This is a genomic window from Photorhabdus aegyptia (genome assembly GCF_000612035.1).
Classification (GTDB): domain Bacteria; phylum Pseudomonadota; class Gammaproteobacteria; order Enterobacterales; family Enterobacteriaceae; genus Photorhabdus; species Photorhabdus akhurstii.
This window is the reverse complement of sequence record NZ_JFGV01000009.1, coordinates 73,931-90,581: the sequence shown is the minus strand read 5'-3', so window position 1 is coordinate 90,581 and position 16,651 is coordinate 73,931. Positions and strand designations below refer to the sequence as shown.

The window sequence follows — 16,651 nt, the reverse complement described above, 5'->3', positions numbered from 1 at the left end:
CTGATGAATATCATAGCTATTGATTTAGGGACGACTAATATCAAAGTTTCTGTATATGATAAAAGTCTGACCCTACTTAATACACTATCAGAAACTGTCAACTACAACCGCAACGGTGAACTTGTTGAATTTGATGTTGAGCCGTACTTCATATGCATCAAAGAGATGATCAATAAAACGGCAGAAATTGGAAAAAGAGTAAATAACGAAAATATCATCCAGATTGTCCTGACCGGACAGGCTGAAACACTTATTTTACTGGATAAAAACAAAACGCCTATACACCCGGCCATTTCCTGGTTGGATATGCGATCCCGCAAAGAATGTGACGAGTTATCTTCAGCATACGATTCCAAGTTGTGTTATCACATTACAGGGCAACCTAAATTAATTCCGACATGGCCTATCACCAAAATGTTGTGGATTAACCGCAATAAACCCGACATATTTAATCAAACCGCGTATTATCTATTGCTGAAAGATTATATTATATATCGGCTTTGTGGTCGTATAGTCGGAGATTACTCTATATACAGTTTTTCTCATTATTTCAACATCACAGAAAAATGTTACTGGCACGACATTCTCAATTATTGTGGCGTAAAAATAGAGCAACTACCCGAAGTATTACCTCCCTGTAGTATAGCGGGAAATCTTTTATCAAATTGGATTAATCCCGACATCGGATTAACCCACCACACGAAGATAAATATTGGAACATTAGATCATTTTGCGGGTATGATTGGAACTGGAAATATCAAAGAAGGTGTTATCAGCGAATCAGCGGGAACTGTCTTGTCTATCGCTACTCTGGTAAACACCCCCTTTTTTAATGATGCCAGGATTCCAGTAAATTGCGGGCCATTCCCGGGTACCTACGTCCTATTACCGGTATGCGAGAGCGGTGGATTCAGTTTGGAGTGGTATAAGAACCAGTTTTTGGACGATATTTCGTTTACAGATATCAATGAGATGATTATTCAGCGGCAAGACTGTATTCCTCCTGTATTTCTACCTTACTTGATAGGCGTAAATGCCCCTGATTTCAATGAGAATGCTTCCGGTGTCTTCTTCGGTATCAACGCTTCACATGACAAATATGATTTCGCCCTGGCAATTATGCAAGGCGTGGCCTGCCTGCTGAAAAAAAATCTGGACTACATGCGTGATTCAGGTGTCAAAATTAATAAAATCATTTCCGTTGGTGGTGGCGCAAAATCATCAATATGGACACAACTGAAATCGGATTTTACAAATCAGATAATTGAAATTCCAGAATATGAAGAAGCCTCCTGTTATGGCGCTGCCATTATTGGTGCTGTTTCAGAAAGTTTTTTCCCAACATTTAAAGATGCCATCGATAATTGTGTAACAATAGCGAAAAAATATAACCCTGTGGAATGTATGGAGTATAGTAAAACCTACGACGTTTTCACGGCATTATATCATTCCCTGGAAAATGTGTATCATTTGAATGCAAACAGATTATAACTATGAGAATAGTTATAATCGTATTGCAGAACAAATCGGTGTACACCCTTCGAAGGTCTGTCTGACCCGATATGGGGGCCAGATACGAAGATAACACGGTATTTTAAGCAATCTACTAGGGGCCTAATGGAAGAAAACAATTTTGTTGTTTCAGAGTGCTAATGAAGCTTCAGTAGTAATCGTTCTAAAATAAGGAGGAAGTTTATTCTCTTTAAGCACCACAGACAGCGAGGTATGCGGATACCAAATGAAATAACCGTGACGCAATAACTATTTTATTAAGAGTTTTCATCTCAAACTAATGGGGTTATATAAGACGGCCATAGTACGAACAGGTTTTCTTCTGATCGCTGGGAATAAAAACTCGGGCTACAATTCCCCTCACCGTTTTCCAAACGTAAAGTCTGGCGATAGAAACCCCGGCCTCAAAGCAAGTACCGTGGCTGTAACCTGAACCATAACGAAGTGGTTAAAACGTAACAAAATTCAAACAGCGTAGAGAGCAGCAGCGAACATGAGAAAACCAACTCCAGAGGAACAGGCGGATAAATACCAAGTCAGTTCACGCCAGAAAAACAGTACTGCCACAAACGTTGATAATGATGAGCAGAAAATTACGCCAGTTTATTTTGTGTGAAAAGCTCACCAATTACTTTAACCCCATTTCGTCTTATTCCATATACAGAGACCGGTCTTGATAACAGTACCCTTGTAAGTGTTTTTTTCTTTGCGGTACATCGTCGAAATCGATGGCCGCTGAAACAAAGTACACAACCTCTTTCAGCTCCCCAAAACACCAGCGATAGGCAAATGGCATCAGTGGCGTAGCCCCATGCAGTCAGATCATGTAAACATCAGTCGCCCCAGCTCCCGTCATCAAGTTTGCGCAGATGGGTAAACCGTATAGCGATAATGCTTTCATCCGGTTCATTTGAGGCTCATGATTCCGTTATCAGTTACTGAGGGAGTTAATTCTTTCCTCCGGGTCATCACCTAGTTCTATCATGTTCCCAAAGCCACTCATCAGCACTTTGCGCCCATCATGACAGCAGCCTGAGCACGCCAGCCTTCGCCACCTTTTGGAAGGGCAGCCACCAGCAGCAACTGAGCATCAGCTACAGCGTACATGCCGACCAATAAACACACAAGCCTGTTCTGAAAGATTAACCGTCACGCTTTCTGTGCCGGAAAAATCCCCCGGTGAAACAGGTGTGTTTGCGAGAATACCCTACAACGCCTTACTACCGTTTGAATTCTGGTCGATACATAATTTTTTTATCTGTACCACCCGGAGCCGTGCGCCACGAAGCCGGAACTTTGCCATTGAAAGTGAATATGACTGATACAAAGTTATTATTTGGCATATACGTTTCCTTATTCTATTGAACAAACAGCTCGTAAGCGTTACAAGAGTGTGGAGATAGATTCATTGGTTGATGATATTATCCCATCACAAACAGGCACCACGAACAAGGTTGTGAAAAAATAATCATACAGGCAAATGGAATTTGCGGGATTTCGCCCCGAATTTACCATAAATTAATCTTTACAATTATTCAGTTAATAGTGAATTTGCTACGGGAAAAATGAAGCGATTTTAGAAGGAACAAGCATAAAAAAGCCCAGATATTCCAAGTCGTGAGTATGTGGTTTAATCATGCTGTTCGATGATGACGCAGATAGCTTCGTCTATCTTAATCTGAGCCTCTTTGTTGGTCTGCTAAACTCATAACAACCCTCCTTGTCTTTTTTTCGGGCACCGCCATTTCAGGCGGTGTCTCCATGTTAAGCTGCAATATCATTACTAGCTAATGGTGCTTCTGTTGTTTCAGCTTTCATCCATCTAGGTACCCAACGGTTGTTTGCCATATATTTTTCCGCCAATTCGGCTGCGTCGCATTTCTTCATTTTTTCTGCATCACTAGCAGCACCCGTTAATCCAGCTTGGGTTAACGCTTCACAGATCTGCGCTTTGCTGAGTCTGCCAAAAAAGTTATCTTTGGTCGGTTGCCACCAGTCTCGTAGATGGAAGCCCATTATTGTTTCCAACCCATCAAGTGGGCTTAGTTGTGTTCGGCCGCACTCACGGTTCTGAACGCCATCGATACCACAAGCTACACAAAAACCCATCAGGTTATGAATGTGTTCAACAGGCCATGCCAGCAACCATGTAAAATCTTTCTTCCAATCTTCGGGTAGCAGGGCTTTAATGTACTCTTTCTGTTCCATCAAAATGGTGTACGCTTGTCCATTTTCTCCGGTAGGTGCACTATCACAAAGCCCCATATGTGACGTATTCAAACGCACTTGCAAAGGATTTTTGAACATTGAACTCCCACCAAACACCTCCGTACAAAGTGTCCATGCAAGTAAAGCCACCGCAGTCTGCGTTTGCTGTGCAAGCGCGGCTTGTAGTGCAAGTGTACGCTCAGAAGACATGGCTTTGAGTAGCGGCAGGTTAATATCATCAACCGCATTTTTCGGGGATGTAATAACATTGGCCGGAACGTTGCCTTGCTCGTCGGAGTTGTCCTTGTCCTGAACTTCATCCTCTTTCAGTAACACTCCACGCTGAACACAAAGACAGCCATTGTGATATGACACAACAATGCCAGCATGTTTTTTTTGTTCATCTGTCCATGCACGATTAATGACAATCTGCTCGATGTCGTTGATTTGCATTTTCAACACTTCTGCTTCATCACAGAATGAATCCAGTGCATCGAGTGATGCCATCAATTTATCACGGCGGATCTGCTCATCCGGTGTGTATTCCGGTGCTGGCTCATCTAGGAACACATATTTCTGACCATCTTCCCCCCACCTTTTGATACGCTCCATACGTGCTAAACTCCATGACCAACCCTCTGCCTGTTCTATTTCTATCGCTAATTGCTCAAGTTTACTCATGACACGGCTGTCAAGCAGAACTGCATCGACATAACCATCATTTTCACTTTCGCTAAACAAATCACGGCGGATCTCTCCGTCAGTAAAAACACCTGCACCAACAAACTTAAATTTGCCGCTATCACTGATCAGCACTTCACTAGCAGTAATAAGGCAACGGATGTCACAAGCAGAAATTCTACCGTTGTGGCCTTGCTGACGCGCAGCATCTAATACTTGTAACTGACGTTCTTGATCGTTTTCCAATGCCAATACATGACAGTGTTCAGTTGTGATTTCATCTTTTGCCAACATATCTAAAATGGCGGGCGCGAGGTTAGCAAGTTTCAACATCCGCTGTACGTGACGGGGGCTGTAGCCCAATAAATCACCAATCTGTGTGGGCGTTTTCCCTTCGCTCGCCATTGAACGGAAACCGACGATTTGCTCAGATGAGTGCATATCCTTACGCTGTCCGTTCTCTGTCATAGAAGCTGCAACAGCAAGTTCGGCAGGAATTTTTTTGACAGGTACAATAAGCTGATCGGGTTGAATAACACCCCGTTCAATAAGTAATGCCAGCGCTGCCTTACGGCGGCCGCCAGCGGCGACACCCAGTGAACCATCTGGCATTTCAACAACAATCAGATTTTGCAGGATACCAACAGCTGCGATGCTGGTAGCCAGATCTTCAACACTCTCCTGTGAATAGGGGATAAAACGCACATTCTGATTGGTATCAGACAGGCAGGAATAAGAAACAATCTCAATTGCTACCTGTTCCAGTACCGTAACCAGCTTCCGAGCTGCATTATGCGATTTATGGGAATATTTTTTAGCTGTTTTACTCTCTTTGATGGTTACTTTAACATTAGTCTCTGACATTATTAATACCTCATTGCGTTTTGATTAATCTCTGCCGGACGGTTTCTACGTCCGGCACTTCTAAAATTCTCTTATGTCAATCAAGCTGGTTGTCAAAATCCATCGGTGGGTATTCCATACCCGTTTGAAACTGTTGTGGCGCAGTAGTCTTTTCGCTTTCCGACCTTTACCTTTCTTTTTTGTTTCCGGCGTTGCGGGAGCCTGTTGCTGTTCCGACGGAGAGCCTTGAGGTGCCCCCAAATATCCTTTTTTCTTCCACAACGCTACCCACTCTTTAGTCTCAAAAACAAAGAAACCCAGTTATTCAAAACCCAATCTGCCCGGATAATTAAACAATCAAAAGCAACTAAATAAGAAGGCCATGTTCAGCAAATGAAATATATTCATTGTGACCGATAATAATATGGTCAATAAAACGAATATCCATAAGATTTAGAAGATTAGATATCTTATTTGTTAAGATACAATCCATATTACCGGGTTCGGCCTTACCAGAAGGATGATTATGAGCAATAATGATAGCACTAGCATTTAATGCTAAAACAACCTTAATAATTTCACGAAGATGAATCTCTACAGAACGGATAGAACCATAAAACATCTTTTGAAATTCAATAACACGATTTTTGTTATCAAGAAACAAAACACAAAAAACCTCTATTTCTTCTAACTCCAATTGCAACCGCAGATAATTAATAGCATCTTCAACTCCAGTTATTTCAATACCTTTAACTTTTAAACGGGAATCTAGTATAGCTATTGTCTGCTGAATGATTTTATCATTCAATAGTTCTTGGTTTTCTTTTGCTAATATTAATTCTGAATTTAGCATTGATATTATCCTATAAGACGGGCTTTGCGCCAAAAGAAATTTAAAAACGTCATTCCATATTTCTATATTAATTATCACATCACCTAAAAAATATATCAATATAGGAATATAATATATTTAGTAAGTTATTAACCTCTGAAATTTATAATCATTCATATGCTGTAAGATAAGATTTTTTCACTTCCTCAGTAAAATAATCATACTCGGTTCTTGTTATAGAAAACCACTTTACCAGTATATTTGCCAATATATTGGCAGCTTTCTCTTTTAAAAACAATATATCTTTAGTCACTAATATTCCCCCAAATTTTTCAACAATTTCATAGAGCCAGCATCCGGGGAAATCATAGCCTTTTTTATTAAGCATATTCGCTACTGCATCAACGGATTTCGCATGATTGATTAACATAGACATTAAACCTATCTCTCCTTGTATTTGTTTTGTTCGTATAGTATTAATAAAATTTTCCCAATTTTCTTTTGCAGCTACTGCTAAATACATCGCTGTTAATGTAATTTCTTCGTCCATTTTCTACCTACTCTCATATCTGACAGGCATGCAATATTATTCCTGTCGCTGTGGATTAATTAGTAACATTTAAAATTAAATACATAATACAACAAATCTTCCTCTATCTAAACTCGTTCAGGTAATGTGTTTGGATAATGGAGAATAACAATATAATTTAATTTTTCTAGTAAATCCAATCGTTTAAATAATATATGACCAGTCCCTTTTTTAAAATAACGAATAATAAAATAATCGTCTTCGTATTCAGTTGCTTCTTTAGAGCTTATTACGTGATCGTCAAATAATCTTCCAATGCTATTTCGATAATCTTTAACATTTATACCGTCAAAAATATTTAATATTCTCTCAAGATCATCTAATTTATTACTACCAAACGAACTCACTCTAAAACCCCGCAAACTATCATGGTTAACCAAGTTATTCATAATGATCTTTTTCCCAAATTTATACGGAACATTAGTTTTATAGTCCCATGATAAATTTTTAAAAATATTTATAACTCCCCGCTCAAAAATATCATTTTTTTCTCTACTCAATTGTTCAAATGATGATTCAATATTTTCTCTTTTTATTTCAGGAAACTCTCCTTTCTCCAAATTTCTTTCCCATTCATCTCTAGCTTGATCATCCATCAAGCTAAACATGCCCGACTTACTCATTAAGCTATTCCAAATACTACGATCATTTATTTTCGTAATTTTTTTTAAAATATCCTCTTTATCGTATCTGCCAAGTTTTATTTCCCAATCAAATAATGCTCCTCCACCTATTTCAAGTGATAAAGACTGAGATTGATCTAATATATCAATAGCTTTTTCAATTAACTCTAATATATGATTACGATAAGAAACAATTTTCTCAATAGAAACAGACAATATAATTTCTTCTTTAGAATTAATATAGCTCACCTGTTCAGACGGAAATTTAATAGAATCTTTCATAATAAATACCTTTTCCATTTTATCTATTAATTATTTACCAGAAGCGTAGATGTATTATTTAAGATCAATACTAAAACATAGGATTAACAGAATATATTTCACAAATCGTGAACTAATCCATATATTTTTAACAAAAACTTAATAAGGTAGAAAAAACATGGTTTCTGAATTTGCATGCTGATACTTATTTCCATGTGTAACTCCTTTGAGTCTGGCATTTCGCTTGTAGTAATAAGAGATGGCCTTGTTAGTCAACAGGTAATGAAATTTGTTGTCTGCAACAATGCAGGATATATCACTACTTTTTACGGTTTCTGCTAATTGAGTGGGGAAGAAGCTGTTGATCGTCAGGGAGTAGCGTGACAAAGTGTTGTACTCAGCCATAAAAATTATCTCCTATCACTCAATGTTTACTTCATCATTTAAACATGCCCCCCACAGGGGACAAATATGAGAATAGCAAGTATTATCAAATATAATCTATTCATTTGATTTGTAATAATCTGTCCATTATCAGGTTCGCATGTGTTCTAATGAATAGTAACTCCAGCACATGATTTATTGGCTTTTATGCGCTTAAATATAAGCGTCAATCCTTATCCTTCGTCGGAATGTGATATAGAAAAGTACGACTATGAAGTGATGGTGGTAAAAGGAAACAAAAAGGCATCATACATTGTCTAAATAGATTTTCATAATACTGATACAGTTGGTCTATTTTAATTAATATCCAAGCAGTAAAGATCTGATGCCTGATAGACTACATTAATTCATTGCTCTGCTATGCATAGTGAACAACCCTTACTACACAAAGCGTTGTATGAAGTGGAGCACTATTTTGGAAAGTTATTTAAGACTGAACTGGTATATTTATTTGTACATGGTATCAGCAAAACAATGTTGGACTTATTAGGATAATCTATCGTTATTATTTATTTCCCAATGAAACCAACTTTTTCTCAATACTATGAGCTGTTAGCTGACAAAGTTAATTAGACTTAATCAGCTCATTAATTATCAAGTCGCTATCTTTGTCTGTATTCTGTATAATGAATCCCATCCTGCGTTCTTATCTGAACCCCGTTGATCGAGTAGGTGAAGGTATTTCCTAGAAAGTCTTGCGGATAGAAGAAATATATCCCAGACAAGTTGACCTCTCTTTTGATAGCCTTCCTTGTATTTTTAAGTATACCTTTCTATGCGCGGCTCCTTCATCACTGGTGGAAGAATCCATGTAATGGGTACCTGCTGGCTATGTTGCTTGATGTACTGGATAAATTGTTCGGCTTTGTGCTGGTAGGTCTATATCTGGTTTAACTCAACCGCGTCATTTGCGCCTGAGGAAATGACGATAGAGCTATATTGCTGAACAGGTATTGTTTGTACACATTCAAGCCAAATCAGCGGGCTGTGATCACTGAGGCCCGTGTGTTCTTGATACAGCCCATCGACTGAAAAGTATTTCTTTGCTCTGTGTGCATATTAGGCTGTCACTAATGAACAAAGTCTTAGCTGCCACTACAGGAGACATTAAAGCAAAAAAACAGGATAATTTTTTTCATTTTACCTAACCAATCAGAAAAAACTGAATTTATTCAAATCCACCGACCACACGGCCCTCACTTTAAATGGCAGCAAAACGTTATGATTTCTGGACTGATTTTCCTTTTTGATTGTAGGTTTGAAAATATTACTGTGGTCGAGATTACCAATCACACGCTGGTAGCAGACATTATTGCTAAGGAATGGGAAAGGTTACCAATAAAGATGGGACAACAACTATTTGATCGCTATACGCAAACTAGTGTGCTTAGAGCCAGTATCAGTGTTCCAAAGGCTGGATGTAGAAAATGACGGCAATCCAAACAATAACGTCGGACAGAAACAAAACTTGTTTTGTTGATGGTCGGCGTTAACCAACGAGTACGGTTTCAAACGCAGGTCGCGCAGTATCCGCAGTTCCTTTTCTTCTTAGTGGAGTGACTGCCATTCCTGCTCTGCCCTTTCAATACGTTTGCAGCAGGATTCTTCGGTCTCTGCTTTAATGTCAACGGTGCCTAGAGGGGGTAATTCCCCCTCTTGAATTTGAAGTATCTCTTTGGTTGAATCCACTAACACAGTGCCCTCAGGTAAAACCGTGCCGAGTTTCTCGTGTTCGCCTAGGAACCAAAAAGGGGATGGAAACCGCGGATACAAAAGGTTAATGGGTTTATAGCTATCGTAAGCGGTAAACCCAGTGCTCAATTTTCGCGGCGATATCTTCGCGCAGCTCTATGTCCTCGGCGAGTGTTGCATTCGTAATCTTCACATCAGTCTCAACTTCACCGGCATTCACCACTACCCGGCAAAAAGGATGCATTGCATGAACCTTACGACGCAGGTGCGCCAGCCGCTGGGCTAATTCCTGCCTTTCAATGTTTCCGGTCAAATCACAGGGAACGGTTATCTCAATGCTGACCGTCTCTGGTATTGCGTAGACATGTTCACGCAGAGATGTCATATCAGAGAACGTTTCCAGTGTGCGGAGATAATAAACCGTTTCGTTGGACTTGGATTCATGGTTGGAGATCAGAGAGTAACCATGTTTTTCCAACCCCTGATATGCCGATTTAACGATACATAATGAGTAATCCTTGCCCCACGAATCACCATTACGTCCTTCAAAACGTGCGTGGCGGTAGTGAACCTTGAGAAATGCATAAATCTCCTGCTCTATTGGCATTTTCATCTTGATGATAGGCATTATTATTTTCTCTGTTGAGCATCAAATAAGCATCAGGCTGGCGCTACCATATTTGTGTTAATAGCTATCCTCATCCTGAGCACTCCGGATAAGTTGAACCGGTGGCTTTAATTTCTTGGCTGCTTTATCTTCGAACAGCTCCTACTGATATTTATCCTAAATAATTTCTGTTTGAAAATATTTGTCTGCCATTGGTAACCTCACTAATTCGTTAGCCGGTATTATTCCTTGGCCGCAGACAGTTTCTTCATTAACTCACTGAACGACAATGGCTGGAAATTACTGACCGGTTTAGCTGGTACGATTCCCAGACTGTCCAGCTGAGCAAGAAGTGCATCACGCTCCCGCAGTGCAGAAATCAGGTGGCGCGATATCCTTGCTGACCATCCTGGCCCCAAAAGAATATGGATACTCGGGTAATTATCCCAATGATTAACAACAGCCGAAGCCAGTTTCACAGCCTCGGTCTGTGGTTCAGTCAGTTTTTCAGGAGTAATCCCTTTGGGGATCACTGCCAGTTTTTGTAATCGCGCATATACCTCGCGATTGATTTGTTTTTTCTTTGCCATAGGCATTTCTTCCAGTAACTACACTAATCAGGTCACTCTGGCGTTATAACAGCGTTGGTCAAAGCCATCTCTTGGAGTTAAATTTTTCTCGCTGGCTCTTCTCATTTCCATAAGAAAACAAAAGCGAGATTATCGCTAACGAAATACCCAGTAATTTAAGCGTCGTTACCCCCTGCCATATCTTTATTTCTCCATCTTTTTACATATTCGGGTGTATTATGCCCGCGCTGTAGCGGGCGACGAAATCAGGCCGCAATGAATAACTCTCCTTGCTCATTGTCATTTTGCGCATTCTGGTACTGCCGGATTATCCTCATTATGACGCGAATATGAACTCTCAGGGCATCAAAGTTGCTCTGCGCCAATTCCTGCATCGCGTGAAGGCCGACACTTAACCGGCGATTAGTATTCAGCTCGAAAAGCATCTGACGATATGTGTTATAGAGCTCACTCGCCACCAGCGGCTTCAATTGCTCGGGTACCCTTTGGATTTTCGTGTATGCCAGACTACGTTCCTTGCGCCAAGATCGGCGCAATGCATCGGTTGTTCGGCTAGTGCTGCTCTCTTTCTTTACTACCAGCAGGCACCATGCACTAGTCTGACTGGTTACTGCGTTCAGCACTTGATTGGTCATTAGTTTTTCCTGTTCTAATAAAGTTTCGCGCTCTTCCTGTTGCAACACGATACTAAGCCAGAGGCCGAACGAAGTCATATTACTTAGATGGTACTCAATGGTGAAAGCCAAGTTCACCCACCACTTAAAACGGATAATACGAGCCTTTAGCGTGTGTTTCAGTACATACTGATACTTATCAGTGGTCAGAATGCGTAGATCCTTTCTTTGGGCAATGTCTTCCATTGTCTGAACTCCACTGAGGCCAAGGCGATGATAAGTTTGGCCACGCTGCATCATTCGGTGATAAATAGCTGCTTTCCCTTTACACAGAGCAACCGCGCCATATCTCAGATAAAACTGTGCTGCACTGCCCGGAGTGTACTTACCAGCGTCCACGTCAGCTTTCAGACGTGGATATTCAACCCAAATAATGAAAGAGGCAGCATCCTCATCAATCGTGACCTCATCATCTTCAACGAAATTCATGACGCGACGCAGGCCTTTACTGGTTTTGATGGTACGACAAACGCGTTCGTCGTTATCCCCGTCAAAATAGGTCATTTCAGAAATTGGGTCAGACAGACCATCAAATGCGGAATCATCACCGAATTTACCGACCTTAAGCCACAGCGGCTTTGGAATGGGTTGTTTCGGCACGATCGGCATATCTGGTTCGTCTTCTAGCAGGTCTAATTCACCTTTAGCCCAGACGCAACGATAGATCTCTAGCGCTCGGAATGGCTTTTCATTAAAGTGATGGAAAGACCACATAAAATCAATATGTACAATAGCTTCCTCGCTCACGATGCGAAATTGAGGCTCAGCCATGCGGCGGTTCTGCTCGTTGTCTTCCAGCTGGCCGGAAAGCAATTTTTCCATTACGTCTTCAGCACGTTTCTGTTCGACATAATCAACACTGCAACAGATATGCAACAAGCGATCCAGAAAACGCGGCGAATAGACATCAGGCTGAATTTTGATAAAACCACCTTCATAGATGGTGCGGCCAACTGGGTGACGGTCTTCCCATGCATAACGGCGTTTGGACAGAAAACGCTGAATACGGTTCAGGCCCAGCATGTAGGCGTATTTTTCTTCATCGGAGCGCAGCAGATTTTCCATTGATTTATCAAGCCTGACAGCTTGGCAGGCCCAGCAACCAAAACGGCTTCCACAGGCTTCACTGGCATGTTTCTGAGAACCGGACCAAACGCACTCTCCCGTCGCAGCCTTATAGAGCTCCGCAGTCGCATTATTGTTTGGCAGATAACTTGGTAACGGGTATTTTGCTTCGGAACCTGATGAAAGCAAAAACTCCCATATATGGCCTTGTAACCAGTGACGGATCGGATAAAGTTCGCCACCGTCATTGGTTACGCGGATTTTATCAGCGCTGCCGCCTTTCTTGGCGATGTTGTTTGCACGGATAGTGCTTTCTGCATCACGACTACCTAGCAGCAAGCACACGCGATCTCTGATAGTTTTTGGCAGAGCGTGCATGTACCTCGCTTTCGCCCGACGTGCTGAAGAGACTTTGAGTTCATTCGTACACTGGCGGGCATTGGAATTAGAGAATGTAGGCAATCCTCGTCCAGTCAAGATACGCCCTGTCCAACTGGAGGTTAAACCTGGGCGGGCAATGATAATGGTCAGCGGCAGATCGTGCTTTTGGATGAATTTTTCCAGCTCAGCCAGTTTGGTATCTGCCAGCCAGCGCACTTCCGGATTTTCAATTCTCGTGTCTGTATGCTGAACAAAATGGTACTGACTGATTTTGTAGCCACTGCGTTTGGCTCGCATTAGTGCCATTAGAAACAGGTGCAGAACGACCTCACTATCTTTACCAGAACTGTAGGCAAGTGATATCGTCCAGCCATCAATCAACGCGTTATAGATTGCACTAACGCCAGTTGTGATCATGCCAGCCAGACTTGTGTCAGCGCTGGCGTCCACGTAGTTGAGATCTTCATCAGAAGCCAGAGTTTGCCAGATAGTATCCCACTTATCCCCGGTTAAAATCGGAGCATAAATTGAGTTTGGCGGGTTGAAATCAAACGATTGTTGCATATCTCACCTGCTATTCGTTTTGTTTACCAATATTCTCCCATGAGGTAGTCAGGTGACGAAAAACACAGGCAAGAAAAAAGCACCATTAGATGCCCATTCTTAAGTAAATTTGTGTATCGCTGCTTCACAGCATTTGATGGAGCACGGCAAGGCGCTGACTGCATGTTTCGCAATGGCTTTGATGCCGCTGCTACGCATCAGATTATTCCGGCCAGTGGCATAGATCCACAATAGTTCTGCCTAAGTGAGCACGCCCTTTCAGTGAGGAAGAAATAGATTTTTCGGCCCTCAAATAAGTAACATGGCGATTTTGCCATAAATAATCTTAATCACATTATGTGTCTACCCGCTTCAGCAGAATGCACTACTTTTGAATATGTTCAGTCTGAAGTTAATCTTTGGTATTACGATACATAATTTCCCTACTAGATATTGTTCGTTTTAGTTGCTTTAATTGCTAACCGAACGAACGAGTGACAAATAACTGAAAAGGCACGATGAAGAAAAAAGGCTCCTAATTGGAGCCTCAGACCGCTGACAAACAATCAATCACAGACAGCGATGCATGTTGCTGTGCCATCATCTTTTTGCATAGTGACCATTAGTGGCTCGCCTCTGAGCACCTGCACAGCTCTACTAAATCGGTCAGGAGTCCCCCACTCTTGCAATGCCAGCGCTGTAGTACAGCTGAGATTTGGATCAACGTTACTTGGGATATGAAACGATGCTACCATAGGGATTTCGTGCGCCTTGCAAAGTACAATTATCCGTCTCATCAGATGAGCGATCTGTTCGTCATATATTTGTTCTTTGTTCATGTTCATCTTCTATTTTTTGCTGAATATGGTCGCTAAGTCACATATTCATTTTGTCAATAATCTAAAAGGCACCTAATTGGAGCCTGTGGGCTCAATATTCATCATCGTATATTGGACCAGCATAATTATCAAACCGTGACCATTGACCATTAAATGTCAAGCGAACCGTACCGATTGGGCCGTTGCGTTGCTTACCAATGATAATTTCCGCAATCCCTTTCGCATCACTGTTTTCGTTATAGACCTCATCACGATAGATAAACATGATCAGGTCTGCATCCTGCTCGATTGAGCCGGATTCACGCAGGTCAGAGTTAACCGGCCGCTTGTCTGCTCGCTGCTCCAGTGAGCGGTTTAGTTGCGAAAGCGCCACAACCGGCACCTTGAGTTCTTTTGCGAGTGCTTTTAATAAGCGGGAAATCTCCGCAATTTCCAGCGTCCTATTATCAGATAAAGTCGGTACTCGCATTAATTGAAGGTAGTCAACCATGATGAGACTAAGCCCACCATGTTCGCGGTATATACGGCGTGCCCGGGAACGAAGTTCGGTAGGTGTCAAGCCGGAACTATCGTCGATATAAATATTTTTTCTCTCCAGTAGGATGCCCATCGTGCTGGATATGCGTGCCCAGTCAGTATCGTCCAGTTGCCCAGTCCTTATTTTCGTCTGATCAACACGGGACAGAGAAGCCAGCATACGCATCATGATCTGCTCAGCGGGCATTTCAAGGCTGAATATCATGACAGGCTTATCAGCTGTCAGAGCTGTGTTCTCACAGATGTTCATTGCAAACGTGGTTTTACCCATCGATGGCCTTGCTGCGATGATAACCAGATCGGAAGGCTGGAGTCCTGCCGTCTTCTTGTTAATGTTGGTATAACCTGTATCAAGCCCAGTAACTCCGTCGTATGGCCGCTGGTACAGGTCCTCAATAGCTGCAATGGTTTTTTCCAGAATAGAATTGATGTTCATCGGCCCGGCGTTCTTATCATCACGCTGTTCAGCGATCTGAAATACCCGGCTCTCTGCAAAATCCAGTAATTCTGTGCTGGTTCTCCCCAGCGGGTCGTATCCGGCATCAGCGATTTCATTTGCAACTGATATTATCTCTCTGATAATAGCTCGTTCGCGCACAATATTAGAATAGGCCAGAATATTCGCCGCGCTAGGAGTGTTTTTGGATAGCTCAGCAAGATATGCAAATCCACCGACATACTTCAGCTGTCCGTTGTTCTCCAGTGCTTCAGAAACGGTAATCAGGTCAATGGGTGATCCCCGTTCCACTAGCGTCTTCATTTGTTCGAAGATATTTCCGTGAGCCCGTAGAAAGAAGTCCTGAACGACGACTTTTTCAGAAACTTCATCCCAGCGTTCATTGTCCAGCATTAATCCACCCAGTACGGCCTGTTCGGCCTCAATGGAATGAGGTGGTATTTTCAAACCGCTAATCTGCTCATCGTTTGTGTTTGACCTGTTCGCCTTATTCATTTTTTTGGATAACATACCCGGCCCCTCGCTAATTAAAATTCATGGCACCGCTTTCACAGTTAATCAGCTTGTTACGAATGAAATTGGCCTTAATGTGGACCAGAAACTCAAGCAAGAATTTATGTTGATTGACCTGCCATAAACGGGAATCGCGATAGAAACGCCCACGTCCACGCTGTTGATAGTTCTGAACAGCCTGATAGCACAGTTCGACATGACTGAGTTTTACAATGCAGGTATTATTGATCAGATGGTGGATATTCATTGCTGACCTCTCGCATGCTGCTCACTAGCTATGGCATCTATCAGATCGAAGTTGTCCAGTAAATTACAGCCAGCATCCGTTTTCTGGGATTGCCATAACTCCTTCAGCACATTACGTTCAGGCATCCCGTTCGGGATTAATGTCAACAGCTCGCTCAGTGTCCTAAGTTGGCGCATATGACAAAGTGCAGCCAGCATAATTCCGTCGATCAGGTATTCAGTTAGGCCTCCTATCATCACCAACATCTCGTGTTTCATGACAAAATGGGGAAACAGGCTTTGATTGAAGCGACAACGCATAAAATCGTATCCGGGAAAGTCAGTAGCAATACTCTCCAATAACGTTTCTAATCGTTCGGGATGCATTTCACTCTGCCTGGCTACTAGCATTGCAGACGTCAGAAGAGTGTCATTAACGCGATCATACGGGCAGCCAGTACGTGAGAATGTAAACTGCGCATGTTTCAGCCACATTTTGAGTTCGATAGTGTTATTTTCGTTTTTCAAAGCAACC

General features: G+C 41.9%; 16 protein-coding genes. 2 read left to right on the top strand and 14 right to left on the bottom strand.

All coding sequences use genetic code 11. From position 1 onward, the window contains the following. The first annotated feature begins 3 nt into the window (after positions 1-3). Both BA1DRAFT_RS04260 and BA1DRAFT_RS24350 read left to right on the top strand, forming a co-directional pair. Positions 4-1,491: an FGGY-family carbohydrate kinase gene (locus tag BA1DRAFT_RS04260; RefSeq protein WP_036776358.1), complete on the top strand. Its 1,488-nt coding sequence runs from the start codon at positions 4-6 to the stop codon at positions 1,489-1,491. 514 nt (positions 1,492-2,005) lie between these two features. Continuing rightward, positions 2,006-2,128 carry a hypothetical protein gene (locus BA1DRAFT_RS24350; RefSeq protein ID WP_268747225.1) on the top strand — a complete coding sequence of 41 codons (123 nt, stop codon included), beginning with the start codon at positions 2,006-2,008 and terminating at the stop codon, positions 2,126-2,128. Between the two features lie 386 nt (positions 2,129-2,514). Here the strand turns inward: BA1DRAFT_RS24350 and BA1DRAFT_RS24345 are convergent, their stop codons facing one another. From BA1DRAFT_RS24345 to BA1DRAFT_RS04195, 14 genes are all read right to left on the bottom strand, one after another. Then, positions 2,515-2,637, bottom strand: coding sequence for a hypothetical protein (locus BA1DRAFT_RS24345; protein ID WP_268747224.1), 123 nt, complete (start codon positions 2,635-2,637; stop codon positions 2,515-2,517). Positions 2,638-3,276: 639 nt separating this feature from the next. Beyond that, positions 3,277-5,265, bottom strand: coding sequence for a ParB/RepB/Spo0J family partition protein (locus BA1DRAFT_RS04255; RefSeq protein WP_036776357.1), 1,989 nt, complete (start codon positions 5,263-5,265; stop codon positions 3,277-3,279). A 60-nt stretch (positions 5,266-5,325) separates the two neighbouring features. Further along, positions 5,326-5,526: a hypothetical protein gene (locus tag BA1DRAFT_RS22960; protein WP_152544275.1), complete on the bottom strand. Its 201-nt coding sequence runs from the start codon at positions 5,524-5,526 to the stop codon at positions 5,326-5,328. Between the two features lie 85 nt (positions 5,527-5,611). Continuing rightward, positions 5,612-6,097, bottom strand: coding sequence for a RadC family protein (gene radC / locus BA1DRAFT_RS04250; protein WP_036776356.1), 486 nt, complete (start codon positions 6,095-6,097; stop codon positions 5,612-5,614). 148 nt (positions 6,098-6,245) lie between these two features. Next, the gene (locus BA1DRAFT_RS04245; RefSeq protein WP_036776354.1) at positions 6,246-6,626 is read right to left on the bottom strand and encodes a hypothetical protein; all 381 of its coding nucleotides are present in this window, start codon (positions 6,624-6,626) and stop codon (positions 6,246-6,248) included. Between the two features lie 107 nt (positions 6,627-6,733). Further along, the gene (locus tag BA1DRAFT_RS04240) at positions 6,734-7,570 is read right to left on the bottom strand and encodes a DUF4942 domain-containing protein (RefSeq protein WP_051560654.1); all 837 of its coding nucleotides are present in this window, start codon (positions 7,568-7,570) and stop codon (positions 6,734-6,736) included. A gap of 138 nt (positions 7,571-7,708) precedes the next feature. Beyond that, entirely contained in the window at positions 7,709-7,954 is a 246-nt protein-coding gene (locus tag BA1DRAFT_RS04235) for a hypothetical protein (RefSeq protein ID WP_036776352.1), read from the bottom strand. Between the two features lie 1,831 nt (positions 7,955-9,785). Then, positions 9,786-10,313: a hypothetical protein gene (locus BA1DRAFT_RS23710; protein ID WP_036776347.1), complete on the bottom strand. Its 528-nt coding sequence runs from the start codon at positions 10,311-10,313 to the stop codon at positions 9,786-9,788. Between the two features lie 221 nt (positions 10,314-10,534). After that, positions 10,535-10,882: a hypothetical protein gene (locus BA1DRAFT_RS04220; RefSeq protein WP_036776345.1), complete on the bottom strand. Its 348-nt coding sequence runs from the start codon at positions 10,880-10,882 to the stop codon at positions 10,535-10,537. Between the two features lie 245 nt (positions 10,883-11,127). Next, entirely contained in the window at positions 11,128-13,566 is a 2,439-nt protein-coding gene (locus tag BA1DRAFT_RS04215) for a phosphoadenosine phosphosulfate reductase domain-containing protein (RefSeq protein ID WP_036776342.1), read from the bottom strand. A gap of 545 nt (positions 13,567-14,111) precedes the next feature. Then, on the bottom strand, positions 14,112-14,300 hold the full coding sequence (locus BA1DRAFT_RS04210; protein ID WP_152544274.1) for a hypothetical protein: 189 nt from the start codon (positions 14,298-14,300) through the stop codon (positions 14,112-14,114). Between the two features lie 175 nt (positions 14,301-14,475). After that, positions 14,476-15,888, bottom strand: coding sequence for a replicative DNA helicase (gene dnaB / locus BA1DRAFT_RS04205; protein WP_051560653.1), 1,413 nt, complete (start codon positions 15,886-15,888; stop codon positions 14,476-14,478). Between the two features lie 13 nt (positions 15,889-15,901). Further along, positions 15,902-16,138, bottom strand: a complete 237-nt coding sequence (locus BA1DRAFT_RS04200) for a hypothetical protein (RefSeq protein WP_036776339.1) — start codon at positions 16,136-16,138, stop codon at positions 15,902-15,904. Then, positions 16,135-16,644, bottom strand: coding sequence for a hypothetical protein (locus BA1DRAFT_RS04195; protein ID WP_235200966.1), 510 nt, complete (start codon positions 16,642-16,644; stop codon positions 16,135-16,137). The genes BA1DRAFT_RS04200 and BA1DRAFT_RS04195 overlap by 4 nt, the downstream gene beginning before the upstream one ends. Positions 16,645-16,651: the final 7 nt, after the last annotated feature.

Excerpts from the sequence above, each read along its gene's own strand:
- BA1DRAFT_RS04260 (WP_036776358.1), top strand. The coding sequence starts at position 4 with ATGAATATCATAGCTATTGATTTAGGGACGACTAATATCAAAGTTTCT.
- BA1DRAFT_RS24350 (WP_268747225.1), top strand. The coding sequence starts at position 2,006 with ATGAGAAAACCAACTCCAGAGGAACAGGCGGATAAATACCAAGTCAGT.
- BA1DRAFT_RS04255 (WP_036776357.1), bottom strand. The coding sequence starts at position 5,265 with ATGTCAGAGACTAATGTTAAAGTAACCATCAAAGAGAGTAAAACAGCT.
- radC (WP_036776356.1), bottom strand. The coding sequence starts at position 6,097 with ATGCTAAATTCAGAATTAATATTAGCAAAAGAAAACCAAGAACTATTG.
- BA1DRAFT_RS04245 (WP_036776354.1), bottom strand. The coding sequence starts at position 6,626 with ATGGACGAAGAAATTACATTAACAGCGATGTATTTAGCAGTAGCTGCA.
- BA1DRAFT_RS04240 (WP_051560654.1), bottom strand. The coding sequence starts at position 7,570 with ATGAAAGATTCTATTAAATTTCCGTCTGAACAGGTGAGCTATATTAAT.
- BA1DRAFT_RS04235 (WP_036776352.1), bottom strand. The coding sequence starts at position 7,954 with ATGGCTGAGTACAACACTTTGTCACGCTACTCCCTGACGATCAACAGC.
- BA1DRAFT_RS23710 (WP_036776347.1), bottom strand. The coding sequence starts at position 10,313 with ATGCCTATCATCAAGATGAAAATGCCAATAGAGCAGGAGATTTATGCA.
- BA1DRAFT_RS04220 (WP_036776345.1), bottom strand. The coding sequence starts at position 10,882 with ATGGCAAAGAAAAAACAAATCAATCGCGAGGTATATGCGCGATTACAA.
- BA1DRAFT_RS04215 (WP_036776342.1), bottom strand. The coding sequence starts at position 13,566 with ATGCAACAATCGTTTGATTTCAACCCGCCAAACTCAATTTATGCTCCG.
- BA1DRAFT_RS04210 (WP_152544274.1), bottom strand. The coding sequence starts at position 14,300 with ATGGTAGCATCGTTTCATATCCCAAGTAACGTTGATCCAAATCTCAGC.
- dnaB (WP_051560653.1), bottom strand. The coding sequence starts at position 15,888 with ATGTTATCCAAAAAAATGAATAAGGCGAACAGGTCAAACACAAACGAT.
- BA1DRAFT_RS04200 (WP_036776339.1), bottom strand. The coding sequence starts at position 16,138 with ATGAATATCCACCATCTGATCAATAATACCTGCATTGTAAAACTCAGT.